The organism is Microbacterium sp. UBA7513 (assembly GCF_002478345.1).
Taxonomy (GTDB): Bacteria; Actinomycetota; Actinomycetes; order Actinomycetales; family Microbacteriaceae; genus Microbacterium.
Map to the genome: position 1 here is coordinate 1 of NZ_DLNJ01000005.1, position 26,005 is coordinate 26,005.

Annotated in this window: 24 protein-coding genes, 3 tRNA genes, 1 pseudogene and 1 riboswitch; of the genes and pseudogenes, 15 read left to right on the forward strand and 13 right to left on the reverse strand. The window is 69.0% G+C overall.

Annotation, left to right across the window (positions count from 1 at the left end; genetic code table 11):
- Positions 1–428 (reverse strand): annotated as a pseudogene (locus B2W79_RS02100) (ubiquinol-cytochrome c reductase cytochrome b subunit); the annotation flags it as partial.
- A 74-nt stretch (positions 429–502) separates the two neighbouring features.
- Positions 503–760, reverse strand: a complete 258-nt coding sequence (locus B2W79_RS02105) for a hypothetical protein (RefSeq protein WP_292786512.1) — start codon at positions 758–760, stop codon at positions 503–505.
- A gap of 129 nt (positions 761–889) precedes the next feature.
- Positions 890–955: riboswitch (guanidine-III (ykkC-III) riboswitch) on the reverse strand.
- Between the two features lie 164 nt (positions 956–1,119).
- Between B2W79_RS02105 and B2W79_RS02110 the strand changes: the two genes are divergently transcribed.
- From B2W79_RS02110 to B2W79_RS02120, 3 genes are read left to right on the forward strand one after another with little or no spacing between them, the layout of a single operon-like run.
- Positions 1,120–1,434, forward strand: a complete 315-nt coding sequence (locus B2W79_RS02110; protein WP_062637676.1) for a DMT family transporter — start codon at positions 1,120–1,122, stop codon at positions 1,432–1,434.
- A 1-nt stretch (position 1,435) separates the two neighbouring features.
- Entirely contained in the window at positions 1,436–1,813 is a 378-nt protein-coding gene (locus B2W79_RS02115) for a DMT family transporter (protein WP_292786516.1), read from the forward strand.
- 40 nt (positions 1,814–1,853) lie between these two features.
- Complete coding sequence (locus tag B2W79_RS02120; protein WP_292786519.1) at positions 1,854–3,008, forward strand: calcium:proton antiporter; 1,155 nt, start codon at positions 1,854–1,856, stop codon at positions 3,006–3,008.
- A 6-nt stretch (positions 3,009–3,014) separates the two neighbouring features.
- On the opposite strand, the gene B2W79_RS02125 is transcribed toward B2W79_RS02120, so the two are convergent.
- The 3 genes from B2W79_RS02125 to B2W79_RS02135 all read right to left on the reverse strand — a co-directional run bounded on the left by B2W79_RS02125 (position 3,015) and on the right by B2W79_RS02135 (position 9,892).
- On the reverse strand, positions 3,015–3,485 hold the full coding sequence (locus B2W79_RS02125; RefSeq protein ID WP_071329748.1) for a hypothetical protein: 471 nt from the start codon (positions 3,483–3,485) through the stop codon (positions 3,015–3,017).
- Between the two features lie 65 nt (positions 3,486–3,550).
- On the reverse strand, positions 3,551–9,586 hold the full coding sequence (locus B2W79_RS02130) for a DUF7507 domain-containing protein (protein WP_292786524.1): 6,036 nt from the start codon (positions 9,584–9,586) through the stop codon (positions 3,551–3,553).
- Between the two features lie 223 nt (positions 9,587–9,809).
- A tRNA-Leu gene (locus B2W79_RS02135) sits at positions 9,810–9,892 on the reverse strand.
- Positions 9,893–10,036: 144 nt separating this feature from the next.
- Here B2W79_RS02135 and B2W79_RS02140 point away from each other — a divergent pair.
- The 7 genes from B2W79_RS02140 to pknB are packed head-to-tail and all read left to right on the forward strand — an operon-like array spanning position 10,037 to position 18,911.
- Entirely contained in the window at positions 10,037–10,762 is a 726-nt protein-coding gene (locus B2W79_RS02140; protein WP_292786527.1) for an FhaA domain-containing protein, read from the forward strand.
- The gene (locus B2W79_RS02145; protein WP_071329751.1) at positions 10,759–11,277 is read left to right on the forward strand and encodes an FHA domain-containing protein FhaB/FipA; all 519 of its coding nucleotides are present in this window, start codon (positions 10,759–10,761) and stop codon (positions 11,275–11,277) included. The genes B2W79_RS02140 and B2W79_RS02145 overlap by 4 nt, the downstream gene beginning before the upstream one ends.
- 7 nt (positions 11,278–11,284) lie before the next feature.
- Complete coding sequence (locus B2W79_RS02150; RefSeq protein ID WP_071329752.1) at positions 11,285–12,589, forward strand: PP2C family protein-serine/threonine phosphatase; 1,305 nt, start codon at positions 11,285–11,287, stop codon at positions 12,587–12,589.
- Positions 12,586–13,971: an FtsW/RodA/SpoVE family cell cycle protein gene (locus tag B2W79_RS02155; RefSeq protein WP_071329753.1), complete on the forward strand. Its 1,386-nt coding sequence runs from the start codon at positions 12,586–12,588 to the stop codon at positions 13,969–13,971. Before B2W79_RS02150 ends, B2W79_RS02155 begins: the two co-directional genes overlap by 4 nt.
- Position 13,972: 1 nt before the next feature.
- Positions 13,973–15,427 carry a peptidoglycan D,D-transpeptidase FtsI family protein gene (locus tag B2W79_RS02160; protein WP_292786534.1) on the forward strand — a complete coding sequence of 485 codons (1,455 nt, stop codon included), beginning with the start codon at positions 13,973–13,975 and terminating at the stop codon, positions 15,425–15,427.
- Positions 15,424–17,175, forward strand: coding sequence for a serine/threonine-protein kinase (locus tag B2W79_RS02165; RefSeq protein ID WP_292786536.1), 1,752 nt, complete (start codon positions 15,424–15,426; stop codon positions 17,173–17,175). The genes B2W79_RS02160 and B2W79_RS02165 overlap by 4 nt, the downstream gene beginning before the upstream one ends.
- 44 nt (positions 17,176–17,219) lie before the next feature.
- The gene (pknB, locus tag B2W79_RS02170) at positions 17,220–18,911 is read left to right on the forward strand and encodes a Stk1 family PASTA domain-containing Ser/Thr kinase (RefSeq protein WP_136051343.1); all 1,692 of its coding nucleotides are present in this window, start codon (positions 17,220–17,222) and stop codon (positions 18,909–18,911) included.
- Between the two features lie 18 nt (positions 18,912–18,929).
- On the opposite strand, the gene B2W79_RS02175 is transcribed toward pknB, so the two are convergent.
- Genes B2W79_RS02175 through B2W79_RS02185 form a run of 3 tightly spaced genes read right to left on the reverse strand, consistent with a single transcriptional unit; the run spans position 18,930 to position 20,534 of the window.
- Positions 18,930–19,562, reverse strand: a complete 633-nt coding sequence (locus B2W79_RS02175; RefSeq protein ID WP_292786542.1) for an anthranilate synthase component II — start codon at positions 19,560–19,562, stop codon at positions 18,930–18,932.
- Positions 19,559–19,714: a DUF4175 domain-containing protein gene (locus tag B2W79_RS02180; RefSeq protein ID WP_136051341.1), complete on the reverse strand. Its 156-nt coding sequence runs from the start codon at positions 19,712–19,714 to the stop codon at positions 19,559–19,561. The genes B2W79_RS02175 and B2W79_RS02180 overlap by 4 nt, the downstream gene beginning before the upstream one ends.
- Before the next feature lie 25 nt (positions 19,715–19,739).
- The gene (locus B2W79_RS02185; RefSeq protein WP_071329812.1) at positions 19,740–20,534 is read right to left on the reverse strand and encodes a class E sortase; all 795 of its coding nucleotides are present in this window, start codon (positions 20,532–20,534) and stop codon (positions 19,740–19,742) included.
- 104 nt (positions 20,535–20,638) lie between these two features.
- Here B2W79_RS02185 and B2W79_RS02190 point away from each other — a divergent pair, with 104 nt between their 5' ends.
- Positions 20,639–20,878: a cell division protein CrgA gene (locus tag B2W79_RS02190; RefSeq protein ID WP_025102888.1), complete on the forward strand. Its 240-nt coding sequence runs from the start codon at positions 20,639–20,641 to the stop codon at positions 20,876–20,878.
- 151 nt (positions 20,879–21,029) lie between these two features.
- Here B2W79_RS02190 and B2W79_RS02195 read toward each other — a convergent pair whose 3' ends face one another.
- Positions 21,030–21,923 (reverse strand): rhomboid family intramembrane serine protease, encoded by an 894-nt coding sequence (locus B2W79_RS02195; protein ID WP_292786551.1) that lies wholly within the window; start codon positions 21,921–21,923, stop codon positions 21,030–21,032.
- 21 nt (positions 21,924–21,944) lie between these two features.
- Entirely contained in the window at positions 21,945–22,502 is a 558-nt protein-coding gene (locus B2W79_RS02200) for a peptidylprolyl isomerase (protein ID WP_025102886.1), read from the reverse strand.
- Between the two features lie 146 nt (positions 22,503–22,648).
- On the opposite strand from B2W79_RS02200, the gene B2W79_RS02205 reads away from it, so the two are divergent.
- Both B2W79_RS02205 and B2W79_RS02210 read left to right on the forward strand, forming a co-directional pair.
- A complete protein-coding gene (locus B2W79_RS02205; protein ID WP_292786554.1) occupies positions 22,649–23,146 on the forward strand; it encodes a DNA helicase in 498 nt (165 codons plus the stop codon).
- Complete coding sequence (locus B2W79_RS02210) at positions 23,143–23,625, forward strand: aminoacyl-tRNA deacylase (RefSeq protein WP_292786556.1); 483 nt, start codon at positions 23,143–23,145, stop codon at positions 23,623–23,625. The genes B2W79_RS02205 and B2W79_RS02210 overlap by 4 nt, the downstream gene beginning before the upstream one ends.
- A 14-nt stretch (positions 23,626–23,639) precedes the next feature.
- Here B2W79_RS02210 and B2W79_RS02215 read toward each other — a convergent pair whose 3' ends face one another.
- Positions 23,640–24,062, reverse strand: a complete 423-nt coding sequence (locus B2W79_RS02215; RefSeq protein WP_071329759.1) for an NUDIX hydrolase — start codon at positions 24,060–24,062, stop codon at positions 23,640–23,642.
- Between the two features lie 136 nt (positions 24,063–24,198).
- On the opposite strand from B2W79_RS02215, the gene B2W79_RS02220 reads away from it, so the two are divergent.
- Complete coding sequence (locus tag B2W79_RS02220; RefSeq protein ID WP_071329760.1) at positions 24,199–24,645, forward strand: hypothetical protein; 447 nt, start codon at positions 24,199–24,201, stop codon at positions 24,643–24,645.
- A 50-nt stretch (positions 24,646–24,695) separates the two neighbouring features.
- Entirely contained in the window at positions 24,696–25,817 is a 1,122-nt protein-coding gene (locus tag B2W79_RS02225) for a M24 family metallopeptidase (RefSeq protein ID WP_071329814.1), read from the forward strand.
- Positions 25,818–25,826: 9 nt separating this feature from the next.
- Here the strand turns inward: B2W79_RS02225 and B2W79_RS02230 are convergent.
- Both B2W79_RS02230 and B2W79_RS02235 read right to left on the reverse strand, forming a co-directional pair.
- A tRNA-Ala gene (locus B2W79_RS02230) sits at positions 25,827–25,902 on the reverse strand.
- A 26-nt stretch (positions 25,903–25,928) separates the two neighbouring features.
- Positions 25,929–26,002: transfer RNA gene (locus B2W79_RS02235), tRNA-Ile, on the reverse strand.
- Between the last annotated feature and the right edge of the window lie 3 nt (positions 26,003–26,005).

Here is a 26,005-nt window from a genome sequence, read left to right on the forward strand (position 1 = left end):
AAGAACACGCGCAGCATGTGCAGTCCGATACCCGCGACGAAGACCAGGGCCGCCCAGTGATGCATCTGTCGGACGAGCAGTCCGCCACGGATGTCGAAGGAGATCCGGAGGGCGGAGTCGAACGCGGCCGTCATCTCCATGCCCCGCATGGGGGCGTACGCACCGGTGTAGTGGGTCGGCACCATCGACGCCTGGAAGAAGAAGGTCAGGAACGTGCCGGTGATGAAGACGACCACGAACGCCCAGAGCGCGATCTCCCCGAGCATGAACGACCAGTGGTCGGGGAACACCTTGCGACCGAGTTCTTTCACGAGCCCGGAGATGCTGGTGCGCTCATCGATGTAGTTCGACGCGGCACCGACGAAGCGCGTACCCCGCTTCGGCGGGGCATCGGGCTCGGTCTGGTCGCGAGTGTCGGTCGTGGCCATGATGCGTGTCCTCTTCGGGATCGGTCAGGGGGTGGTCGGGGTCTGGGTGGTGTCGGGGAACGGGCCGACGCGAGTCAGCGCTCGCTGCGCGCGGCTGCCGCGCGTGCGCGCAGAGCCGTCATCCGCCGCTCCACCCGGCGCAGCTCGAGCCATGCGTCGACATCGCGGATCTCGAGCGCTGCCAGGTCGCCCTCCGTCAGGGCGTGCAGCCGCTCGTGTGTCAGCTCGTCGTAGCGCACGGCGTGGTCGTATCCGCGTGCGAAGGCACGCGCCAGCCCGAGGATGACGGTGAGGATGGCCAGCCCGATGATCGTTCCGAAGAGCGCGTCCACGGAACCTCCCTTCCGAGGATGCGGCGATGCGGTCGGCGGAAGGGCGGGGCACCGAGAAGGCCGGCATGCACGGAGAGGCGGAGGCTGCGGGGGCGGTTCCACCGGCGAGATGCGACACGAGACGACCTTCTTGGTCAGTCTTGTCGCTCTGCGGGTACTGCGCCCTCGTCCGCAGGTTCGGATTGCGAACCTGCGGCCACCGTAGCAGAGAGCGCGCCGCCGTCGCCAACCACGACCACCGCCCGTCTGCACAGGTGGTGTTGTGCTTCGCGGGCTACCCTGGGAGGACTCCGGCACCCGGAGCAGCGGACGAGGGAGCAGTACCCGCACACGACGACTGACTCGCAGAAGGAGTCGTCATGTCCTGGGTGATCCTCGTCGCATCCGGCGTTCTCGAGGCGGTGTGGGCGACCGCGCTGTCCGCGTCGGAGGGGCTGAAGAAGCCGCGCCCGACGGTGCTCTTCCTCGTCGCCCTCGCCCTGAGCATGGTGGGCCTCGCGTGGGCCATGAACGACCTGCCGACGGGAACGGCCTATGCGGTCTGGGTGGGGATCGGCGCCTCGCTCACCGTCCTCTGGGCCATGGTGACCGGCAAGGAGCGGGCCTCGCTCCCGCGCATCCTGCTCCTGCTGCTGCTGGTCGCCAGCGTGGTCGGACTGAAGGTGGTGAGCTGAGATGGCCTGGGTGATCCTCCTGATCAGCGCCGTTCTCGAAGCCGTGTGGGCGACGGCCCTGGGGTCGTCGGCCGGCTTCTCGAAACCGCTGCCGACAGTGGTCTTCCTCGGCGCGTTGACGCTGAGCATGATCGGCCTCGGCGCCGCGATGAAGTCGATCCCGATCGGCACCGCCTACGCCGTGTGGGTCGGTCTCGGGGCAGTGCTGACGGTGTCCTGGGCGATGCTCACCGGTGGGGAGAGCTTCTCCGCAGGCAAGGCCGTGTTCATCGCCGGGATCGTGGCGGCCGTCATCGGACTCAAGCTCGTGAAGACGCCACCGCGTACGATCGAAGTCTGCGCACCCGCGCAGCGCTGCGAGCAGGACGACCTGACGTAAGGATCATCCGGGGACGGCCCCGGTCGTCGAGGAGCGTTCCATGTCCGGATCGTCGATGAGGTCGTTCATCACCCGCACCGACGTGCTGCGCGTGGCGCTGGGATGGGGGGCGTTCGCCGCCCTGCTCGCCCTGCACCCGCTGCTCGCGCCACCCGTGCCCGGACCGCTCCTGGTCGTCGCCCTCCTCGTGATCATCGCCGTCATCCTCGTGTGCGCGTTCGGCGTCGTGAAGCAGGCCGAGGCCCTCGCCCACCGGTTGGGCGACCCCTACGGCTCCCTGGTGCTGACGCTGTCGATCGTGCTGATCGAGGTGATCCTCATCTCGGCGGTCATGCTCGGCCCGGGCGAGCACGCCACGATCGCGCGCGACTCGGTCATGGCCGTGTCGATGATCATCCTCAACCTCGTCATCGGCCTGGCCCTCCTCCTCGGCGGCCTCCGCCATCGGGGGATGGCGCACAACCGCACCGGTACGTCGGCGTACCTGTCGATGCTCGTGGTCCTCGTCGCTCTGGCGTTCGGGCTCCCCGGCCTCATCGGCGACCGCGGTGCCTACACGATCGGGCAGGAGATCCCGATCATCGTGCTCACCCTCGCCCTCTACGCGTTCTTCCTGTTCCGGCAGATGGGTGCGCAGGCCGACGACTTCACCGAGGTGGACGAGCGGCTGCGGTCGGGGGCCCGCGCGACGCAGAGCGCGGCGGCACCGCGGACCCCCATCCGCGAGGTGCTCGCGGCCCACCGCGCCGAGGTGCTGACCCGCCTCGTGCTCCTCGTCGTCACCGTCGTTCCGATCGTGCTGCTCTCGCACGACATGGCGGCCCTTCTCGACGACGGTCTCGGCCGGCTCGGTGCTCCCGTCGCCCTGGCGGGACTGCTGATCGCGGGCATCGTCTTCCTCCCCGAGTCGATCACCTCGATCCGCGCCGCCCTGAACGGCGAGGCGCAGCGCGTGAACAACCTCTGCCATGGCGCGCTCGTGTCGACGGTCGGCCTGACCATCCCGGCGGTCCTCCTGATCGGCATGCTCACCGGGCAGGAGGTGGTGCTCGCCGAGTCGCCGGCGAACCTCCTCATGCTCGGCGTGACGCTGCTGCTGTCGGTGACGACGTTCGCGGCGAAGCGGGTCACCGCGATGCACGGCGCCGCACACCTGGCGACCTTCGCCGTCTACGTCCTCATCCTCTTGAGCTGACGCGCCTCACGATGCCTCGCCGACGCCGCGGAGGGCGCAGAGGGTGGTGCTCGGCGCGGTGAAGTCGGCGGTGACCGTCCACTTCTCCTCCTCTCCCGCGGCGACGTCGACCGTGGTCTGGCCGGACCCCACCACGGTCGCCGCGTCGGTCGTGAAGAACACCGTCACGACGTAGGTGGCGTCTTCGTCCGTCGGATTGCCGACCACACCGGTGGCCGTGCCCGTCCCGCCGTCGGACTCGCAGGAGGTGATCTGCGTTCCCGCGCGCACCTCAGGGCTGTCCCGGACATCGTCAGGGACGCTCGTCGCGGCGACCACGCCGGGGTCCTCTCCGGGGATCTGCGGCGCACCGGACGCGGTGGTCGGCGTGGGCTCAGGGTCGTCCGGCGCCGAGGTGCACGCGGCGAGCGTGATCCCGATGGCCACGAGCGGCACCAGCGCGGCCGCCGTCCGACGGACGTGAGCTCTGCGAGACACGGGTCCTCCTCTCGTGCCGCCGACCGCGACGAGTGCCTTCGACTCGTCGCGGACGGCGGACTCGGTTACTGCTGCTCCCGATCCTCTTCGCGGCGGCGCAGTCCTCGGGTGAGTCCGAGACCGAGACCCGCGAGGATCATCAGCCCGCCGAGGAGCAGTCCCCCGGCCGAGAGCACACCGCCGGTGACCGCGAGTCCGGACGGCGGCGGAGGCAGCACGCGGGTGAACGTCTGCGACGACGGCGGGTCGACGGGTCCCCCGGGGGTGTTCCCGGTGGCCGTCGCCACGTTGCGCACGCCGCCGCGGCGGACGTCATCCGCGGTGACCGTGTGCGGGGGCACCGTGCACGTCATCTCCTCTCCCGAGGCGAGGCTCGTCGCCGGACACGTCACGGGACCGGCGGTCGGATCGGTCACGACGATGTCGTCGACCGTCTGCGCGCCGATGTTCGTGACGATGATCGTCCACTCCACCCGGTCGCCCGGGTCGGTGCGGCCGTTGCCGTTCACATCGACCGCGGTAGCCCGCTTCTCGATGTCGAGCCCGTTGGTCCCGTCGAAGGGAACCCGCACGGTGGACGGCGGCGACACCGGCGGCTCACCGCCGCCCGGCGGGGTGCCGGTCGCCGTGGCGGTGTTCGTGAGAGCCCCGGAATCCACATCGGCCTGCGTGGTGGTGTACGTCGCCGAACACGTCACCGTCTGGCCGGGGAGCATGCTGCTCGCCTCCTCCGGGCATACCACCGGCGACAGGTCGCCGGTTCCCGAGAAGTCGCCCTCGTCGACAGCGACGTCGGTCAGCGTCACGTTGCCGGTGTTGGTGACGACGAAGTCGTACCGGAGCGTCTGGCCCACCGTGGTCATCGTCGCGGGCGTCGCCGACTTGACGATGCTCAGGTCCGGCGCCGGAAGCGCGGGAACCCGCGCCTGCGACGGCGGAGACACCGGCGGAACCAGGTCACCGGGCGGCACACCGGTCGCCGTGGCGGTGTTGGTCACCTGACCCGCATCGATGTCGGCCTGCGTGAGCTCGTACGTGGCGGTGCAGATGATCTGCGCTGCCGGAGCCATCGACGCCGCGCCCGCCGGGCAGACGATGTCGGACATCGTGCCCGTCCCGGAGAACGACCCCTCGTCCACCGTGACGTCCGTGAGGGTGACGTTGCCCGTGTTCGTCACGACGAAGGAGTAGGTCACCTCCTGGCCCACCTCGTAGGCATCGGGGCTGTCGGGGGTGGCCGACTTGACCACGGTGATCGCCGGTGTGCGGTCGCCGGGGACCACGACGGTCGACGGCGGCGACACCGGAGGCTCGCCGCCTCCCGGCGGGGTGCCCGTCACGGTCGCGGCGTTGGTGATCTGTCCCGCGTCCATATCCGCCTGCGTCACCACGTAGGGAGCGGTGCAGGTGACCTGGGCGCCCGGCGCGAGCGACGACGCCGCTTCCGGACACGTGACGACCGGCGGAGTGCCCGTCCCGGTGAACGCCCCCTCGTCCACCGCGACATCGGTGAGCGTGACGTTGCCGGTGTTGGTCACGAGGAAGGAGTACGTGATCGTCTGCCCCGCGGCGGTGATGGTCGATCGATCGGCGGTCTTCACCACGGTGAGGGCCGGCTGCGGATCCGATGGGACCTCGACCTCGGACGGCGGCGACACCGGCGGCTCACCGCCACCCGGCGGCGTGCCGGTGACCGTGGCGGCGTTCGTCACGCCCCCGGCGTCCACATCCGCCTGGGTCACGACATACTCCGCGGTGCAGGTCACCTGGGCACCCGGCGCGAGCGATGCCGCTCCCGCCGGACACTCGGCGACCGGCGCGGTCCCGGTGCCGGAGAACGAGGTCTCGGTCACCGTCGCATCCGTGATGGTCACGTTCCCGGTGTTCGTCACGAGGAACGAATACGTGATCGTCTGCCCCGCAGCCGTGATCGTCGACCGATCCGCCGACTTCACGACCGTCATGGCCGGCTGGGGATCGGACGGGACCTCGACCTCGGACGGCGGCGACACCGGCGGCTCACCACCACCCGGAGGGTTCCCCGTCACCGTCGCGGCATTGGTCACCCCACCCGCATCCACATCGGCCTGCGTCACCACGTAGGGAGCGGTGCAGGTGACCTGGGCGCCCGGCGCCAGCGACGACGCCGCTTCCGGACACGTCACCACCGGAGCCGTCCCCGTTCCCGAGAACGACGTCTCGGTCACCGTCGCATCCGTGATGGTCACGTTCCCGGTGTTCGTCACGAGGAACGAATACGTGATCGTCTGCCCCGCAGCCGTGATCGTCGACCGATCCGCCGACTTCACGACCGTCAACGCCGGCTGCGGGTCTCCCGGAATCTGCACCGTCGACGGCGGCGACACCGGCGGCTCGCCGGACGGCGGCGTGCCCGTCGCCGTCGCCGTGTTGGTGAGTCGCCCGGCATCCACGTCGGCCTGGGTGAGCGTGTAGGTCGCGGTGCACGTGACCTGTGCGCCCGGAGCCAGCGACGCCGCACCGGCCGGACAGGTGATCGGCGACATCTCGCCCGACCCGGAGAACGCCGTCTCATCCACGGTCACGTCGGTCAGCGTGACGTTGCCCGTGTTGGTCACGACGAACGAGTAGGTGATCTCCTGGCCCACGTCGTAGTCTGCCGCGGTGCTCGGAGAGGCCGACTTCACGACCGTGATGCCCGGCGACTCGATCGAGGGCACCACCACGGTCGACGGCGGCGACACCGGTGGTGTGCCGGGACCGGGCGGGTTGCCCGTCACCGTGGCGGTGTTCGTGACACCACCGGCGTCCACGTCCTCCTGCGTCACCACATACGGCGCGGTGCACGTGACCGTGGCTCCCGGAGCGAGCGACGCCGCCCCCGCCGGGCACGTCACGACCGGCGGCGTCCCCGTCCCGGTGAACACGGCCTCGGTGACGCCGACATCGGTCAGGGTCACGTTGCCCGTATTCGTGATGAGGAAGGAGTACGTGATCGTCTGTCCGGCGGCCGTGATCTCCGTCCGGTCGGCGGTCTTGGCGACGGTCAGGGACGGGGCGGGCGGGACCGTGACGATCGCGGTCGACGGCGGCGACACCGGCGGCTCGGTCTCCCCGGGGGGTGTGCCGGTGGCCGTCGCGGTGTTCGTGATCTGGCCCGCATCGATGTCAGCCTGCGTGGTGGTGTACGTCGCCGTGCAGGTGATCTGCGCAGAGGGCGCGAGAGACGCCGCACCTGCAGGACAGGTGATGGCCGGCGCCGTTCCCGTCCCCGTGAAGGCCGTCTCGGTCACGGTCACGTCGGTGAGCGTCACGTTGCCTGTGTTCGTCACCAAGAAGGAGTACGTGATCGGCGTGCCGACCGTCGACACGGTGGCGGGATCGGCCGACTTCACGACCGTGATGGCCGGCGATTCGATGGCCGGCACCACGACGGTGGACGGTGGTGACACAGGCGGCTCACCACCTCCGGGCGGGTTGCCCGTGCCCGTGGCCGTGTTCGTCAGCTGTCCCGCGTCGATGTCAGCCTGGGTCACCACGTACGGTGCCGTGCAGGTGACCGTGCCACCGGGAGCGAGCGATGCCGCACCGGCGGGGCAGGTTACCACAGGCGGTGTCCCGGTGCCGGAGAACGACACTTCGTCGACTCCGACGTCCGTGAGGGTCACGTTCCCGGTATTGGTGAGCAGGAAGGAGTACGTGATCGTCTGACCAGCTGCGGTGATCTCGGTGCGGTCCGCCGTCTTGGAGACCGTCAGTGCGGGCGCGGGCGTGACCGGAATCTCGACCGTCGACGGCGGCGACACCGGCGGGGTGCCCTCGGGTGGGGTCCCGGTGGCGGTCGCCGTATTGCTGAGCTCGGCGGTGTTGTAATCGGCTGCTGTGACCGTGTAGGTCGCCGTGCAGGTCACCCGTGCCCCCGGGGCCAGTGACGCCGCGCCGGCCGGGCACGTCACGTCGAGCGGACCGGTACCCGAGAATGCGCCCTCATCCACGGTGACGTCGGTCAGCGTCACATTCCCGGAGTTCGTGACCAGGAAGGAGTAGGCGATGGTCTGACCCGCACCCGTGATGGCCGTCGTGTCAGCAGACTTCTCGAGCGTGATCGCCGGTGCCGGGTCGACCGGCACCCGGACGGTCGACGGCGGGGAGACCGGGGGGACGAGCGATCCGGGCGGCACGCCGGTCGCGGTGGCGGTGTTACTGACCGATCCGTTGTCCACGTCGGCCTGGGTCAGGGTGTAGGTGGCCGTACAGGTCATCTGCGCCCCCGGCGCGAGCGGCGTCGACGGACACACGGCGGGCGAGAGCGAGCCGGACCCGTCGAAGGCGGTCTCGTCGATCGAGACGTTCGTCACCGTCACGTTGCCCGTGTTGGTGACGATGAAGGAGTAGTCGATCACCTGGCCGACCACGAAGTCGTCCGGACCGGACGGCGTGGCCGACTTCTGAACGGTCAGCGAGGTGTTGCGTGTCGCCGTGACGACCGCGGTGCTCGGAGTGCTCTCGACCGGAGTGTTGGCAGCCGAGGTGCCGGTCGCGACCGCCGTGTTGGTGATGGTCCCCGCATCGACATCGGCCTGCGTCGGCGTGTACGTCGCCGAACATGTCGTGCTCTCCCCCACCGCGAGGGCGGTGGCGGCACAGGTCACGGCCCCGATCGTCCCGGTGCCGCTGAATGCGGTCTCATCGATCCCGATGTCCGAGATCGCCACGTTGCCCGTGTTCGAGACGGCGAAGGTGTACGTCACGGGCTGGCCGGCCGCGGTGATCGTCGTCGGGGTGGCCGTCTTGGTGAGCTCCAGGACCGGAGCGGCTGCGGTGATCGTGAGGGCGTAATCCTCCACCTCTCCCGGTCCGCCGGTCCCAGTGGGCGTTGACGTGGTCAGCGTCGACCCCGCGCCGATCCGGAATCGCGCGAACGTCTGTCCGGCGACCGTCTGCGGGGCGATGCCCGACCAGGTGAGGGTGAACGACGATCCGTCGGGAGTGCCCGTCGGCACGACCACGGATGCCCCTTCCGTGGCGTCGAAGACACCGTTGCGGTTGAAGTCGACCCAACCGACCAGGGTGGCCGGAAGTCCGGACAGCTTGTTCGACGCGAGGACCGATACAGAGTACGAGCCCGTCACACCCGCGATGATCTCTCCGAACGCCGAGACCGCAGTCTCATCATCGATGGTCTGGTTCGGAGCCGTTCCCCCGACGACGTTGTCGCCGGTGGCCGAGGCGTTCGACTGCATCGACGTCTCGGCGTCGGCCGACCAGCCGAGGTAGGTCGCCGCGTTCAACTCCTGCGATACCGAGCCGTAGCTCGCCGGGGCGTCGCCGAAGTCGTCAGCGATCGTGGTGCACGAGGGGGTGAATCCGTCGATGCCCTCGCCACCACCTTGCGCGCGATAGCCGCGGACGAGGATGTCGCTCACCCCCGTCGTGCCCCCGGGCCCGCATTGCGGAGTGGGCGTATCGAGACCGCCGGTGGTGTTGAGATTCTCGCCCGCCGTAAGGACCGTCGGCGTGGCGGAGAGGTCGATGCGGAGCTCACCCGTCGCGGTGAGCACGAGCGGCCGACAGGTGATCTGCACCGACGAGGGCCACCGGTTCGTCCCGTCGCCGACGAAGGTGGTGCCTGTGATGCGGTGGACGACGGTGTTCGCCGGGCACACCGCAGTCTGCAAGTCTCCTCGCCCTTGATCGTAGGTGGGCCCGGTGAGCCATGTGGGGCTCACCGCCGGGGTGATCGTGCCGGCGTTCGAGACGGTGATCGTCGCACACTGCAGGCTCAACCGCACGAGGATCGCATTGGAGTTCGTCGGACTGACGTTCTGCCGGTTCTCCGTCTGCACACCGGTGAGCACCGAGTTCGCCGGGCACTCCGTGGGAGCGTTGAAGTCCTTGTCGGAGCCGATCGTCGTCCCTTCGTACGAGACGCCGAGGTACAGCTGCGCCGGGTCGCCAGGCGCAGCTGTGGCCGGAAGCACCGGCGCGACGAGCGATCCGAGCACGAGGGCGAGCATTGTCGCGACCGCCCACGGTCGCCGCGGCGACAGCAGCCGCCGTCGTCTTCTCCGGTCCTGCTGTGTCTCATCGCGCTGTGGACTCGATTGCTGCGAAAACAGCATGAACACTCCCCTGTTCTGCGCCCAGTTCACCCACCCCTCCGAACTGAGATATCGCTGAGAGTAGGGCGAGAGGTGCGGAATCTCCATAGCCACTTTCATCCACCAAGGATGAGGACGTATGTCACTGGTCGGACGGGGAAGACACCGGTCAGCCGCGGAGGATCGCGGGGAAACAGAAAGAGCCGGTCAGATTCTGACCGGCTCTTTCATGAATGTCTCGCTGTGCGCGAGGGGGGACTTGAACCCCCACGTCCATAAGGACACTGGCACCTGAAGCCAGCGCGTCTACCATTCCGCCACTCGCGCGAGCGCCTCGTTCCGAAGAACTCAACTTTCCGAGGATATCACGCGTTTTCGCCCGCGTTGCACACCCCGGCAGGGGCGTCGGCGGCGTTCCCCCAGGTCACCTGGCTACGATGTCCCTACCGGTCGGCATGCCAGAGGAGCCCAGTGGGACTACTTGACAGCTTTGAGAAGGGTCTCGAGCGCGCAGTGAACAGCGCGTTCGCGAAGACCTTCCGCAGCGGCATCCAGCCCGTGGAGATCGCTTCGGCGCTGCGACGCGAGGCGGATACCACTGCGGCCGTGGTGAGCCGTGACCGCATCATCGCGCCCAACAACTACGTCGTGCGCCTCAGCCCCGACGACGCGGAGCGCATGCGCGGGCTCGGCGGCGCTCTGACGGACGAGCTGCACGCGCTCCTCACGAAGCATGCGAAGTCCCAGGGCTACAGCTTCGCCGGTCCCCTCACCATCACGCTCGAAGCGGACGACAAGGTCGCCACCGGCACCGTCCGCGTCACCTCGGGCACCGTCGAAGGACGCGTGAGCTGGCAGGCCGTGGTCGACGTCGATGGACGCCGGCACACCCTCGCGCGTGCCCGCACAGTGATCGGCCGCGGCTCCGATGCCGACATCACCATCGCCGACGCGGGCTCGAGCCGTCGTCATGCCGAGATCCTCTGGGACGGCGAGCGCGCCATGCTCCGCGACATGGGGTCCACGAACGGTACGAAGGTCGACGGGCAGAAGCTCCGCGAAGCCGCCCTCCCCTCCGACACCACGATCACGATCGGTCGCACCGATCTCGTGTTCCGCATCGTCCCCGTCGCCACCCCGTCGCGGTCGTCTCGCCCCGACGACGACGCGACCCGCGTGTTCGGAGCCCTCGGATGAGCGAACTGGTCCTGCTCCTGCTCCGCATCGGCTTCCTCGTGCTGATGTGGTTCTTCGTGTTCGGGGTCGTCTACTCCCTGCGCGCCGATCTGTTCGGGGTGCGCGCCCGCAAGCTCCCCGCCGAGGCGACCGCGGGAGCACCGGCTGCTGCCGCTGCGGCACCGGCCGCTCCGCCCCGTCCCTCGTCGGCACGACCGTCGACCGGCCCCGCGACCGTGGCGACGGCGAAGCGCCTCGTGATCACCTCCGGACCGAAGGCGGGCCTCGAGCTCCCCCTCGGCTCCGACGCGATGACGATCGGCCGCTCCAGCGAATCCGCCCTCGTGATCCGCGACGACTACACCTCCAGCCACCATGCCCGACTCCTGCTCCGCGGCGACACCTGGGCGATCCAGGACCTCGACTCGACGAACGGCACCTTCGTGGCCGGCCAGCGGGTGACGGGCGGCCCGGTCTCCCTCAGCCTCGGCACCCCGGTCAAGGTCGGCGCGACGACGTTCGAGCTGAGGGCCTGACGCCGGCATGGTCTTCGAAGGCTCGAGCGCCGCGATCTCCCACACCGGGAAGGTCCGCTCCAACAACCAGGACTCCGGGTACTCCGGGGCGAACCTGTTCGTCGTCGCCGACGGCATGGGCGGACACGCGGGCGGCGACGTCGCCTCCAGCATCGCGATCCAGCGCATGGAGCCGCTGGACCAGCCGTACTCCTCCACGGAGGACGCGCAGGCCGCCCTCCAGGCCGCCGCCACGACGGCCGCCGGCGACCTCATCCGCGCGGCCAAGGATCGTCCCGAGCTCGCCGGGCTCGGCACCACGCTCAGCGCGATCATCATGGTCGACGAGTACGCCGTCATCGGCCACATCGGCGACTCGCGCATCTACCTCTACCGCGACGACGCGCTCACGCAGATCACCGCGGACCACACCTTCGTGCAGCGGCTGGTCGACTCCGGCCGGATCACCCCGGAAGAGGCCAGATACCACCCGCGTCGGTCCGTGCTCATGCGTGTGCTCAGCGACATGGACGCCGACCCCGAACTCGACATGTTCGTCATGCACGCGCAGCCCGGCGACCGCTGGCTGCTGTGCTCCGACGGCCTCTCGGGCGTCGTGGACGAGGCCCGCATCCTCAAGGCCATGCAGCTCGGTCTCGCCCCCGGCCGCACAGCCGACAACCTCCTCAAGCAGGCGCTCGACGGCGGCGCCCCCGACAACGTCACGATCGTGATCGTCGATGTGGGCGGACAGCACCCCGTCCACTCCGGCACCGCCACGATCGTCGGCGCGGCGTCGAACCCGTCGGGTGTCTACGTGCCGCCGGTGCGGGCCCCGCGGAGCAACTGGCTCCACCCGGTCCGCCAGGCCGCGAACGAGCCGAGCCACTTCGAGCCGGCACCCGAGTACCTCGAGGAGCTGATCGAGGAGGACCGCCGTCGCGCCAAGCGCCGCCGGCTGGGCTGGATCGCCGGAACGCTCGTGGCGCTGGCCATGCTGGGCTTCGCCGCATTCGCCGCCTACAGCTGGACGCAGACGCGCTACTTCATCGGCGCCGATGAGGACAGCGTCGTGATCTTCCAGGGTGTGCAGCAGAACATCGGTCCGATCACGCTGTCGACACCGGTCGAGGACACCGAGATCCTCCTCGCCGACCTGCCCCCGTATCAGCGGGCATCGGTCGAGCGCACCATCAGCGCGCGCTCGCTCTCGGACGCCATGGCCATCGTGGACCGTCTCCGCACGGGCGCCGAGGCGAACATCATCGAGCAGACCCCGCTGCCCACGCCGCTCCCCTCCCCGAGCGCGACGCCCTCGGGAGGTGCGGGGTGAGCACCGACGTCCAGGCCGACACCACGGTCATCAAGGCTCTGCGCCGCCTCCGCATGCCGCAGACGCAGCGCAACCGCGAGTTCTGGCTGCTCCTCTTCGCCTGCGCGATCAGCGGCGCCGCCCTCACCCTCGTCCAGCTCGGCGCTCTCGGCACCATCGACCCGATGATCCTGGCGATCGGCGGCGGGCTGGCGGCTCTGGCCTTCGCCCTCCACATCGTGCTGCGCTTCGTGGCAGCCGATGCCGATCCCTTCGTCGTCCCGATTGCGACGCTGCTCACCGGACTCGGCGTCGCGATGATCTACCGGATCGACATCGCCTTCGCGAACACCGGGTGGAACGCCTACTCCACCAAACAGCTCGCTTGGACCGCCATCTCCCTCGCCGGAGCGATCACGGTGGTCATCCTGCTGCGCAACTACCGGATCCTGTTCCGGTATACCTACATCTTCGGCCTCGCCGGAATCCTCCTGCTGCTCCTGCCGTTCGTTCCCGGGCTGCGGATCCCCGATGCGAACGCGCAGGTGTGGGTCTCGCTCGGCGGCATGTTCGCCTTCCAGCCCGGAGAGCTCGCCAAGATCTGCCTCGCGATCTTCTTCGCCGGCTACCTCGTGCGGACGCGGGAGAGCCTGACGTCGGTGGGAAAGCGAGTGCTCGGGATCACCTGGCCGCGCATGCGCGAGCTCGGACCCGTGCTCGTCGTCTGGCTCGTCTCTCTCGGCATCATCGTCGTCCAGCGCGACCTCGGCACCGGAACGCTCATCTTCGGCATGTTCGTGGCCATGCTCTACGTCGCCACCGGCAAGACGAGCTGGGTGCTCATCGGGCTCGGCCTCGTGGTCGCGGGCGTCGCCGCCGCGTCCCAGATCCTCAGCTACGTGCAGGGGCGCTTCGTCAACTGGCTGTTCCTCTTCGACTCCTCGAAGGTCGACCCGGACGGCGCCGGCTATCAGCCCATGCAGGGGCTCTTCGGGCTCGCCCGCGGCGGGCTCATCGGCACCGGCTGGGGGCAGGGTCGCCCGGAGATCACGCCGCTCGCGCACAGCGACTACATCATCACGAGCCTGGGCGAGGAGCTCGGTCTCATCGGCCTCTTCGCGATCCTCTGCCTCTACATGGTTTTCGTCAGCCGCGGCGTCCGCATCGGTCTCGCCGGTCAGGACGACTTCGGCAAGCTGCTCGCCACGGGCCTGTCGTTCACCATCGCGCTGCAGGTGTTCATCATGGTCGGCGGTGTCACGCGGGTCATCCCGCTGACCGGTCTGACCACCCCGTTCCTGGCCGCCGGTGGCTCGTCGCTCGTCGCGAACTGGCTCATCGTGGCACTCCTCCTCCGCATCTCCGACGGCGTCCGCCGTCAGCCCCGGGTGGTGATCGGCTGACATGACACGAGAACTCCGCAGACTCAGCATCGTCATGCTGTTCATGTTCATCGCGCTGTTCGCCGCGACGAGCTGGATCCAGGTCGTCGAGACGGACGACCTGTCGCAGAACCCGCACAACAAGCGCACCCGGCTGGACAGCTACGAGATCCAGCGCGGCGCGATCATCGTCGACGGCACGGCGATCGCCAACTCGGTCCCCAGCGACGACCAGTACCGATTCCAGCGCGTGTACACCGACGCCGAGATGTGGGAGCCCGTCACCGGCTACTTCAACCCCGCGCTCGGCTCCAGCACCGGGATCGAGGAGGCGATGAACGCCGACCTCTCCGGAACCGGCTCCAACGCGTTCTTCGCAGAGATCGAGCGGATCCTCTCCGGTCAACCACAGCGCGGATTCAGCGTCGAGCTGTCGTTGAACACGGCAGCGCAGCGCGCCGCCACCGAGGCCCTGGACGGCCTGCAGGGCGCCGTCGTCGCGATGGACCCGAAGACCGGGCGCATCCTCGCGCTGGCGTCCACTCCGGGCTTCGACACCAACAGCATGGCGACCCACGACGCGAACGCCGCCAACGCGACCTACGACCAGCTCGTGGCCGACCCCGGCAAGCCGCTGTCGAACCGCGCGATCGCCGGTGATCTCAATCCCCCGGGGTCGACCTTCAAGATCGTCGTGGCGGCGGCCGCCTACGCCAGTGGCGAGTGGACGCCGGAGTCGACCCTCCCCAACCCCGCCTCGTACACGCTGCCGGGCTCGAACAGTCGCGTCTCCAACGCGTGGGGCGGCACCTGCGGCTCCGGCGCGACGGTCACGATCGCCGAAGCGATCCGTCTCAGCTGCAACATCCCCATGGCCGAGCTCGCGGTCGAGCTCGGCGATGACACGATCCGGGAGATGGCGGAGAAGTTCGGGTTCAACCGTAGCTTCGACATCCCGCTCACCTCGACGCCCTCGAGCTACCCCCAGGGACTCGACGACGCGCAGACCGCCCTCACCGGATTCGGGCAGGGACAGGTGACCGCGACGCCCCTGCAGATCGCCATGGTCTCCGCCGGCATCGCCAACGACGGCGTCGTGATGAACCCGCAGATGGTCGACGCCGTGATCGGCAACGACCTCTCGGTGATCCGGTCGTTCGACAGCACCGAGTTCGGCCGCGCGATGGAGCCGGACGTGGCGGACGAGGTGACCTCCGCCATGGTGGCCAGCGTCTCAAACGGCGCGGCGCAGGGTGCAAGAATAGACGGGGTCGACGTGGCCGGTAAGACCGGAACGGCGGAGAACGGAAACAGGCCGCACACGCTGTGGTTCACGGGGTTCGCCCCCGCGGACGACCCCGCGGTCGCGGTAGCGGTCGTCGTCGAGAACGGCGGCGGACAGGGTCAATCAGGAAGCGGGGACACCATCGCCGCTCCGATTGCGAAGAAGGTCATAGAGGCGGTGCTGGGCAGATGAGGCCGACGCAGGGTGTGTCGTTCGGTGGTCGCTACGAGCTGCAGTCGCGGATTGCGATCGGCGGCATGGGCGAGGTGTGGGAGGCGACGGATCACGTCATCGGGCGCACCGTCGCCATCAAGATCCTCAAGGACGAGTACATGGGGGACCCCGGGTTCCTCGAGCGATTCCGCGCGGAGGCGCGTCACGCCGCGCTCGTCAACCACGAGGGCATCGCCAGCGTGTTCGACTACGGCGAGGAGAACGGCAGCGCCTACCTCGTCATGGAGCTCGTTCCGGGTGAAGCCCTCTCGACGATCCTCGAGCGGGACGGCGCGCTGAGTGCCGACAAGACGCTCGACATCGTCGCGCAGACCGCTTCGGCCCTCCAGGCCGCACACGCGGCGGGTCTCGTGCACCGCGACATCAAGCCGGGAAACCTCCTCATCACGCCGGACGGTCGCGTGAAGATCACCGACTTCGGTATCGCCCGCATCGCCGATCAGGTCCCGCTCACGGCGACCGGGCAGGTGATGGGCACAGTGCAGTACCTGTCGCCGGAGCAGGCATCTGGCCACCCCGCCTCCCCTGCGACCGACACGTACTCGCTGGGCATCGTCGCGTACGAGTGCCTCGCCGGCAAGCGCCCCTTCACCGGCGAATCGCAGGTGGCGATCGCCATGGCGCAGATCAACGAGCAGCCGCCACCGCTGCCGCCGACGGTGCCGATCCCGGTGCAGAACCTCGTCATGGCGATGATCGCGAAGAAGCCGGCGGACCGCCCGTCCTCCTCGGCCACGGTCGCCCGGGCAGCCCAGGCCCTCCGCCGCGGAGACCTGAACTCCGCCGCCATCGCCGTGCCCGCCATCGCGACGGGCGGCATCGCCGGGGACGACGACGCCACGCGGATGCTGACCGCGACCGGCGACGACGGCACGACGCGAATCCTGCCCACCACCGCGCAGCTGCCCACCGACGAGGCCGTCGCGGAAGAGCAGGAAAAGAAAAAGAAGAAGAAGAGCGCCTGGACGTGGCCGCTGATCGCGTTGCTCGTCCTGCTGCTCATCGTCGTCGCCGGCACGCTGTGGGCACTGTTCGGCAACCAGGGCAAGGACGCCGACCCCGACCCCACCGGGTCCGTGAGCCGCACACCCACGCGGGTCGAGTCCGAGACGCCGACCCCGCCGCCGACTCCTGAAGAGACACGCGTCGACGTGACCGCTCTCGGGCTCAACGGCATGGACTGCGGCACCGCCACCGCGACGCTCAAGGAAGCCGGGTTCTCCGACATCGCCTGCGGTGAGGGCGACCCCGCCCCCACCGACGGCGATGTCGGCAAGGTCTACCGGGTGCAGCCGGAGGGGAATGTCGCGACCACGACCCCCATCGCCCTCACGGTCTACGCGGGCCGCACGCCGTTGCCGACGCCGACGGACGTTCCCACGATCACCGGCGACCCGATCGCCGGCAGCACCGTGACGATCTCCTGGGGCACGGGTTTCACCTGCCCCAGTGGCACGACGCTGTCCGGCTACGTCGTCTCGCTGCAGAACGGCACCTTCGCTTCGGGTGGGCCGAACTTCCAGCCGACGGAGCGCAACGCGCAGGTGACGGTCGGCGACGCCGTGGGGAAGCAGCTCATCGCGACGTATCAGGGACTCTGCTCCGGTGGCGACCAGCGCACGTCGAACGCCTCCCCGCCGCTGTCCGTCACGATCGTGGCCCCGGAGGACGGCGCGGGTGACGGCGAGGACGGCGCCCAAGGGTAGCCTGAGTATCCAGTCCAGCCATAGTCGTTTCCAGGGGGTCATCCGTGTCCACAGAGCCACGAGTCATCGCGGGCCGGTACCGCGTCGACGAGCTCATCGGGCACGGCGGGATGGCGAAGGTGTACCGCGGGTACGATTTGACCCTCGGCCGCGAGATCGCGATCAAGATCCTCGATCCTGATCTCGCCCGCGACACCAGTTTCCGTACCCGGTTCCGGCTGGAGGCACAGTCGGCGTCGCGCATGTCGCACCCGTCGATCGTGCGGGTGTACGACGCCGGCGACCCCTCCACGGTCGATAGCTCCTCGGACGAGCCGCCGTACATCGTGATGGAGCTGGTCAAGGGCACCCTGCTCAAGAAGATCATCGCCGACGGCCCCGTGCCCGTCGAAGATGCGGTGCGCTACGTCGACGGGATTCTCGAAGCGCTGGACTACTCCCACCGCGCCGGAGTCGTTCACCGCGACATCAAACCGGGCAACGTCATGGTCACCGACAAGGGCCAGGTGAAGGTGATGGACTTCGGCATCGCCCGCGCGGTGTCCGACTCCTCCTCGACCGTGGCCGAGACCACTCAGATCATCGGCACTGCCGCCTACTTCTCGCCCGAGCAGGCCAAGGGCGAGCCGGTCGATGCTCGTGCCGACCTCTACTCCACAGGCGTCGTGCTCTACGAGCTGCTGACCGGACGGCAGCCGTTCCGCGGCGAGTCGCCGGTCGCCGTCGCCTACCAGCACGTCAGCGAGACACCCGTCCCGCCCTCCGAGGTCAACGAGGAGTCGCCCGCAGCCCTCGACCCGATCGTGTTGCGCGCCCTCGCGAAGGACCCGTATCAGCGGTATCCGGACGCCGCCCACTTCCGCGCCGCTCTGGACGCCGCGGTGACCGGCGCCGCCCCCACGCGCAAGCAGATCGGCGCCCTGACGAGCGAGCTCTATGGACCGAGTCCGCGCCAGGCGCAGGAGACGGCGCGGTCCCTGCGACAGCTCAGCACCGACACCACGATGGCCCGCACACAGTCGGGACCGCCCGTCGCGTGGATCTGGGCGGGAGTCGCGCTGCTGGCGGTGCTCCTGGCATCCGTGCTGTTCTGGGTCTGGACCATCAGCATGCGCCCCGCCGACGTGCCGAGCACCTCGAGGCTCGTGCCTGATCTGACGAACGTCGCCTCGGAGCGCGCGCAGGACGACCTCGCCGAACTGGACCTCTCCTCGAAGATCGTCATCGAATCGAGCCCGTCGATCGCCGAGGGCAACGTCATCCGCACGGATCCCGAGGGCGGCGTGTCCGTGGAGAAGGGCTCGACGGTCACCCTCTACGTGTCCTCCGGCGAGGAGACGGTGGTCGTGCCGAAGCTCGAGGGGATGTCCCTCGATGCCGCGACGAAGGCGCTGAAGGCCGCCGGCCTCGAACTCGGCACGGTGACTCAACGCAATGACAAGGGTCTCGCCGCCAACACGGTGATGACGGCGAGCGAGCAGGCGGAGGCCGAGGTGGCTCCGGGCACCGTCGTGAACCTCGAGGTCGCCAGCGGGAAGGTCACGCTGAACAACGTCGTCGGCTGGTCCATGGACTCGGCGACGCAGGCGCTCGACGACCTGGGACTCACTCCGGTGCCGACCGAGGCGCCGGAGTGCCCGGCGACGGATCCGGCGACGGTGCACTCGATGTCCATCGCTCCGGGCGATGTCCCCGTCGGGTCGTCGGTCGAACTCCGCTACTGCACCGGGTCCTGACGCGGTACGCGCCGCGGCTCAGCGCATCAGCGGATCGAGAAGGCCGGAGCGGGCGACGGCCCCCTCGTCACCGCAGAGGCGCAGCCAGTTGGCGAGGAGCCGGTAGCCCCCTCGGGTGAGAACGCTCTCCGGATGGAACTGCACCCCGTGCAGCGGCAGCGTCCGGTGCGCCACCGCCATCACGGTGCCGTCCGGGGCGGTGGCGATGACCGCGAGATCGTCGGGCAGGTCTGCCGCGGACAGCGCGAGCGAGTGATACCGCCCCACGTCGAAAGGTGAGGGGATGCCCGCGAACAGGGCGGAGCCGTCGTGGCGGACCGCCGAGACCATGCCGTGCATGACCTGGGGAGCAGACCGGACCGCCGTGCCGAAAGCGGCCCCGATGACCTGATGCCCGAGACACACTCCGAGTGTGGGGACCCCCCGCCGCACCGCGATGCGAGCAGCGTCGATCGAGACGCCTGCATCGGCAGGAGCCCCGGGACCGGGGGAGAGCAGGAGTGCGTCATGCGCGCCCAGAAGCTCCTCGATCTCGACCGCGTCGGTCGCATCGGACTCCACGAGCGTGGTGTCCGCACCGAGCTCGCGGAGATAACCCACGAGAGTGTGCACGAAACTGTCGTGGTTGTCGACCACGAGCACCCTCGTCATTCGACGTCGACTTCGCCCGGGGCGATGAGCGGGCTGACCCAGGGGAACACGTACCAGAACAGCGCGTACAGCACCGCGGCGATCACCACGAGCAGGATGAGGACGCGCAGCCACCACGGGCCGGGCAGCAGGCGCCAGAGTGCGGCATACATGGGTCTTCTCTCTCCTGGAGGCGGGTCACACGGACGGTGCGGCCGGCGGGGGCGGCGGGTCGGTCAGAGCGGGCGGGGGTCCCTCGGCTCGCGGCTGGAAGCTCTCGAACACCCCGTAGGCGACGATCCTCTCGGCGAGAGAGTACAGCGGTGAACACGCCGTCAGGGTGATGTACTGCTCCCCCGTCTGCTGCTCCGGCATCTGCGGCACGTCGGCGAGCACGTCGGTCTGCGTCGGCTTCACGTACTCCAGGGTGCGGAACCGGTAGGTGTACCAGCCGTCACGGGTCTCCACGACGATCGCGTCACCCACGTGCAGCTTGTCGAGCTGGTTGAACGGCTTCCCCCAGGTGGTCCGATGGCCGGCGAGGGAGAAGTTCCCGACCTCTCCCGGCATCTTCGACTGCGTGTAGACGCCGATGCCCTTCTGGTCGAGAGTGCGCGCGCGACTCGTGCCACCGTAGATGCCGAAGTTGTAGTCGGCGCCGAACCGGGGGATGTGCATCTGTCCGAACCACTCCCCGTCGGCCGGGGCCGCAGGGACGGGCGCCTCGTAGACGGTCTCTCCGTCGTCCGTCTCGACCAGTGGCGGCAGTTCGGGCGCCTCGCCCGCGGCGAGCTGCTGTGAGATCGCGGCGCCCTCCTCGTTCTTCTGGGCCGCGATGATGATGTCGCCGATCCACATCTGCCACGCGACGAAGAGGAGGACGACGACGCCCGCGGTCAGGAGGAGTTCGCCGAGCACGCTCGCGAACGTGGCGCGCGACCGTCGTCGCTGCCGCCGTTCGCGCCGCCCCCCAGGCACGACAGATGCAGTCATGGGCGTGATCATATCCGCCCGACCTGTGCAGCAGGAGTCGGGACACCGCCGATCCGCGTCCTCACGTCTCGTCGGCGCCGAGGTCTCCCGGGTACAATGACGGCATGGCACGTGACCGCAAGACCGAAGAACCCGCCGTCGAGCGCGCCGAAGGCGACGCCGCTCCCAACGCCGTCTGGTTCAAGCCGGTGATGATCGGCTTCATGCTGCTCGGCCTCGCGTGGATCCTCGTCTTCTACATCTCGGGCATGCAGTTCCCGATCCCCGGCCTCGACAACTGGAACCTGGCCATCGGCCTGGGCATCGCCCTCATCGGATTCCTCATGACCACACGCTGGCGCTGACCGCTCAGAACGAAGGAACCCCTCGCCTCTTCCGCGAGGGGTTCCTTCGTCTGTGCGGCAGGCGTGGAGTTATCCACAGGTTATCCCCACACTGGGGAGAATTACACCGATGTTATTCACAGGGGTTAACAACCCTGTTAACAACTCAGGATCAGGCCAAAAGGAGCAGGGGCGGCACGACGGCGACGAGGATGATCAACAGCACCACCAGCGCAGCGAGGAAGACGATCTGCCAGGTCCGCTGGTCGCGGCGCTTCGTCCGTACATAGATGAGCGCCACGAGAGCGCCCGTGATCGCCCCGCCGAGGTGCGCCTGCCAGGAGATGCCGCCGGCGAAGAACCCGAAGGCGAAGTTGATCCCGAGGATCACGAGGATCCCCGTGACATTGGCCCCGATGTGGCGCCCGATGATCAGGAGCGAAGCCAGGAGTCCGAAGATCGCCCCCGATGCGCCGACCGTCCACGTCTCCGGTGCCAGGACGGCCACCGCGACGGATCCGCCGAGGCCGCTGATGAGATACAGCGCGAGGTAACGCGCGCGCCCCAGCATCGGTTCGAGATTCTGTCCGAGCATCCACAGGGCGAGCATGTTCAATGCGAGATGCACGAAGCCGCCGTGCACGAACAGCACGGTCAGCAGTCGCCACGGCTCGAACGGCAGGAGGGAGAGGTTGGGGTAGAGGAACGGCGCGTAGAAGCCGAGGGCCTGGATGATCGGGGCGTTGAGCCCGGGGATGAGCTGCACGAGGCCGATGAACGATGTCACCGCCAGCAGGACGTATGTGATGACGGGCTTGCCGCTGCGCACGGCACCCATGGTCGTGGCCCCACCACCGCGCCACCGACGCGCGGCCTTCTTCTGGGCGGGGGTGCGGTTCTTGCGCTCCGCGTTCATGCACTCCGGGCAGATGACGCCGACCGGGGCGGGCGTCTGACACTCGGGGCAGATGGTGCGCAGGCACCGCTGGCAGAGCACGAAGGACTGCCGATCCGGATGCCGGTAGCAGAAGTTCTCACGGTTGTTCGTGAACTCGGGCGTCGTCATCCGGATCGGCCGTCGCTGTCGTCAGGCGGCGACGATGTCGATCGACTGCAGCACGACGGGCTCGATCGGGCGGTCACCCGCAGCCGTCGGGACCGCGGAGATCGCGTCGACGACCTTGCGCGATGCGTCGTCGGCGACCTCGCCGAAGATCGTGTGCTTGCCCTGCAGCCACGGGGTCGGGTCCGTGGTGATGAAGAACTGCGAGCCGTTGGTGCCCTCGACCTTGCCGGTGATGGCGTTGCGGCGGAGGCCCGCGTTGGCCATCGCGAGGATGTAGGGCTCGTTGAAGTTGAGCTCGTTGTTGATCTCGTCGTCGAAGTTGTACCCCGGACCGCCCACGCCCTGGCCGAGCGGGTCGCCGCCCTGGATCATGAAGTTCGGGATGATGCGGTGGAAGATGACGTCCTTGTAGAGGGGACCCTCGCCCGGCTTGCCGGTGGCGGGGTGCGTCCACTCCTGGGAACCGTCGGCGAGGCCGACGAAGTTCTTGACCGTCTTCGGGGCGTGGTCGCCGAAGAGGTTGATGACGATGTCACCGTGGTTGGTGTGCAGAGTTGCGACGTGGGAAGCGTGAACCATGCGTTCATTCTCGCAGAGCTTCCGGTGAGCGGGCCGGGCGTGTACAACGCAGGAGCCGATGATGCAAGGGGCGGGCGATTCCCTCGCCGCATCCAGCCTCTCGTGGCAAGATGGGGAACCCGTACTCCAATGGACAGGAGAGCATCGTGAGCCTCAGCCGCAAGCGGAAGAAGCAGCTTCGTCGTCTTCAGAAGGACGCGAACCAGCTGTGGGAAGACCAGCAGGTGCTCGTCGGCCACGCTGCCGACGTCGCTCGTGAGGCGGGTCGCCAGCTCGGCAACTTCAGTCGCGAGCAGATCGTCCCGGTGGTCCAGGACACGTACAACCGCCGCGTGGCCCCGGTCGTGGACCGCTCGGTCAAGGCCGGAAAGCACGTCGTGGACGACAAGGTCGTCCCGATCGTGGGCGGCGTCGTCGGCACCGCGCTGACCGCGTGGGACGTCGCCAACGCGAAGCGCCACGGCGTCGAGTACAAGGCCCGCAAGGCCGTCTCGCAGAAGAAGGGTCCCGGTCTCGGATCCGTCATCGCCATCGTCCTGGGTGCTGCGGCCGCCGTCGGCGTTCTGTACGCCGCTTGGCAGGCGCTGCGGGCCGACGACGAACTCTGGGTCGCCGACGACCCGCTGTCGGCTCCCGACGCGTGACCACTCCCGACCCGCACGCGCGGGTGAGGGATGCTGCGGCCGCCCGCGGACTCGACATCGAGATCCGCGAGCGGCCGCAGGCGCGTAGCCTCGTCGAAGCCGCCGAGATCCTCGGCATCCCGCCGTCCGGCATCGTGAAGACCCTCGTGGTCAAGCGCTCTGACGACACCTATCTGTTCGCGCTCATCCCCGGTGGGCGGTCCATCTCGTGGACGAAGCTGCGGGCCGTCGTGGGAGTGAACAAGCTCCGCCTGCCCGAACCCGAGCTCGCTCTCGCGGCAACCGGCTACGAGCGCGGAACCATCGTCCCGATCGGCAGCACCACCGACTGGCCGGTCTACGCCGACGCGTCCATCGTCGGCGAGCGGGTCGCGATGGGAGCGGGCGCGCACGGCTACAGCCTCTTCGTCGACGCCGACGACCTCATCGCGGCGTACGGCGCGACCGTCGCCGACATCTCGGTGCCCGACGAGCGCTGACGACCGCCGGGACCTCAGAGCAGGCCGGCCATCCGCAGTGCGATGTCGACCAGCCGAACGCGCTGCAGCCCGGCGACGGCGGAGAGAGCGAACCACTCCGCCCGGTCGGTGGAGCCGTCCGTCTCCCAGCGCAGCTTCCCGCCCGTGACCTCCGCGCGATAGACGATCCGGAGGGTATGCAGGGGATCAGGCGACTTCTGCACGCGCCGCCCTGCGGGGATGACACGGGAGTGGATGCCGAGGAGTGAGCCGACGCGGACGGTGTAGCCGGTCTCCTCTCGGAGCTCCCGGCGCACGGCATCCTCCGGTGGCTCACCCGGTTCCAGTCCCCCGCCGGGAAGCGTCCACGCGATGCGCCGACCCTCCGTCCATCGCGCCAGCAGCAGGCGTCCACCCTCGTCGGTGACGACCCCGTATGCGGCGACGCGCAGGTCCATGCGTCACACACTATCCGGGTATCGAGCTGCGTTCCGTCGCGTGACGGCGGACGCGATCGATCACGAATCGAGAAGCACGGCACCGCGCGTCGTCCTTACGCTGGGAGCATCATCCAGGCCGCACGAGAGGAACATCATGGCCGACACCGAGAAGAACTTCACCGCCGAGGAGCGCGAGGCCATGCAGGCCGCCGCGAAGGAGGCGCGCACCCGACGCTCCCGGGCCAAGAAGTCGCCCGAGGAACTCCGTGCCGCCGGGGAGGCCGACCTCAAAGAGGCGGTCGCGAAGCTCACCGACGAGGACAGGCTGCTCGCCGAGAAGCTGCACGCGCTGGTCTCCGAGGTGGCGCCGGAGCTCGTGCCCCGCACGTACTACGGCATGCCGGCGTGGGGCCGGGACGGCAAGGTGCTGTGCTTCTTCCAGCCCGCGAGCAAGTTCAAGGTCCGCTACGGCACCTTTGGATTCGAGCCGATCTCGAACCTCGACGACGGCACCGTCTGGCCGACCGCGTACGCGGTGACCGCGCTCACGGAGCAGGATCTCGAGTTCCTCGCCGGGCGCATCCGCCAGGCGATCAGTTGAGCTCGAAGAGGGTCTGACGCAGCGGGGTCGCGCGCATTAGCGTGGTGCCTGTGAGTACCCTTCCCTTCTCCGCCGCCGTCTACGCCCGCCGTCTCGCACGCGCGCAGGAGCGCGCCCGGAAGGCCGGCCTCGACGCGATCATCGTCGGCCCCGGCCCCGACCTGCAGTACCTCCTCGGTGTCGAGGGTGACACCATCGAGCGGCTGACCGCCCTCGTCCTGCCGCCGCAGGGCACGGCGACGCTCATCGTCCCCCGGATGGAGCTCGCCAAGGTGCGCAGCACGGCCGTCGGAGAGCTCGGACTGACCGTCGCCGATTGGGTCGACGGCGACGATCCGTACGCCCTCGTCGCCGCGGCCACCAGTCCCGTCTCGCGCGTCGGGGTGTCAGATTCGCTTCCCGCGCTGCACGTCGTGCCGATCGGCGATCGCCTGCAAGCCCGGCTCGAACTCGCCACTCCGGTGCTCCGGGAAGGCCGGATGGTCAAGGACGAGGAGGAGATCGCCGAACTGCGTCGCGCCGGCGCGGCCATCGATGCCGTGCACCGCCGCGTGCCCGGCTGGCTGCGCGCCGGCCGCACCGAGCGCGAGGTCGCCGCCGACATCGCCGCGGCGATCGTGGAGGAGGGGCATCGGACGGTCGAGTTCGTCATCGTCGGGTCGGGGCCCAACGGCGCCGACCCCCATCACGAGGTCTCTGACCGGGTGATCGAGGACGGCGACATCGTCGTGGTCGACATCGGGGGAGCCGTTCCGAGCGGCTACAACTCGGACAGCACGAGGACCTATGTCGTCGGAACGCCCGATCCGGCAGCCGCAGATCGGATCGCCACCCTTGTCCGGGCGCAGCAGGCCGCCGTGGATGCGGTGCGCCCCGGGGTCACGGCGGCGGAGGTCGACGCGGCCGCCCGGTCGGTTCTCGCGGAGGCGGGGCTCGGCGAGGCGTTCCTGCATCGCACGGGTCACGGGATCGGCGTCTCGGTGCACGAGGAGCCGTACATCGCCCCCGGCAACGACCTCGTGCTCCGCGAGGGCATGGCCTTCAGCATCGAGCCCGGCATCTACTTCGCCGGCGAATGGGGCGCCCGCATCGAGGACATCGTGGTCGTGACGGCGGACGGCGCCGAGCGCCTGAACACGGCACCGCATGAACTCACGGCGACCGACCGGTGAGGGAGAGGATGGTGGAGCCTAGGAGATTCGAACTCCTGACATCCTGCTTGCAAAGCAGGCGCTCTACCAACTGAGCTAAGGCCCCGTGAGGGAATTCTTGAATTGAAAGGGTGGGGCTACCAGGACTTGAACCTGGGACCTCTTCATTATCAGTGAAGCGCTCTAACCGCCTGAGCTATAGCCCCGTC

What these genes read in the sequence shown, in the direction of transcription:
- B2W79_RS02150 (WP_071329752.1), top strand. Translation starts at nt 11,285, where the DNA reads ATGGTCTTCGAAGGCTCGAGCGCCGCGATCTCCCACACCGGGAAGGTC.
- B2W79_RS02195 (WP_292786551.1), bottom strand. Translation starts at nt 21,923, where the DNA reads ATGACGACGCCCGAGTTCACGAACAACCGTGAGAACTTCTGCTACCGG.
- B2W79_RS02165 (WP_292786536.1), top strand. Translation starts at nt 15,424, where the DNA reads ATGAGGCCGACGCAGGGTGTGTCGTTCGGTGGTCGCTACGAGCTGCAG.
- B2W79_RS02120 (WP_292786519.1), top strand. Translation starts at nt 1,854, where the DNA reads ATGTCCGGATCGTCGATGAGGTCGTTCATCACCCGCACCGACGTGCTG.
- B2W79_RS02220 (WP_071329760.1), top strand. Translation starts at nt 24,199, where the DNA reads ATGGCCGACACCGAGAAGAACTTCACCGCCGAGGAGCGCGAGGCCATG.
- B2W79_RS02180 (WP_136051341.1), bottom strand. Translation starts at nt 19,714, where the DNA reads ATGTATGCCGCACTCTGGCGCCTGCTGCCCGGCCCGTGGTGGCTGCGC.
- B2W79_RS02200 (WP_025102886.1), bottom strand. Translation starts at nt 22,502, where the DNA reads ATGGTTCACGCTTCCCACGTCGCAACTCTGCACACCAACCACGGTGAC.
- B2W79_RS02175 (WP_292786542.1), bottom strand. Translation starts at nt 19,562, where the DNA reads ATGACGAGGGTGCTCGTGGTCGACAACCACGACAGTTTCGTGCACACT.
- B2W79_RS02130 (WP_292786524.1), bottom strand. Translation starts at nt 9,586, where the DNA reads ATGCTGTTTTCGCAGCAATCGAGTCCACAGCGCGATGAGACACAGCAG.
- B2W79_RS02145 (WP_071329751.1), top strand. Translation starts at nt 10,759, where the DNA reads ATGAGCGAACTGGTCCTGCTCCTGCTCCGCATCGGCTTCCTCGTGCTG.
- B2W79_RS02185 (WP_071329812.1), bottom strand. Translation starts at nt 20,534, where the DNA reads ATGACTGCATCTGTCGTGCCTGGGGGGCGGCGCGAACGGCGGCAGCGA.
- B2W79_RS02110 (WP_062637676.1), top strand. Translation starts at nt 1,120, where the DNA reads ATGTCCTGGGTGATCCTCGTCGCATCCGGCGTTCTCGAGGCGGTGTGG.
- B2W79_RS02190 (WP_025102888.1), top strand. Translation starts at nt 20,639, where the DNA reads ATGGCACGTGACCGCAAGACCGAAGAACCCGCCGTCGAGCGCGCCGAA.
- B2W79_RS02160 (WP_292786534.1), top strand. Translation starts at nt 13,973, where the DNA reads ATGACACGAGAACTCCGCAGACTCAGCATCGTCATGCTGTTCATGTTC.
- B2W79_RS02215 (WP_071329759.1), bottom strand. Translation starts at nt 24,062, where the DNA reads ATGGACCTGCGCGTCGCCGCATACGGGGTCGTCACCGACGAGGGTGGA.
- B2W79_RS02115 (WP_292786516.1), top strand. Translation starts at nt 1,436, where the DNA reads ATGGCCTGGGTGATCCTCCTGATCAGCGCCGTTCTCGAAGCCGTGTGG.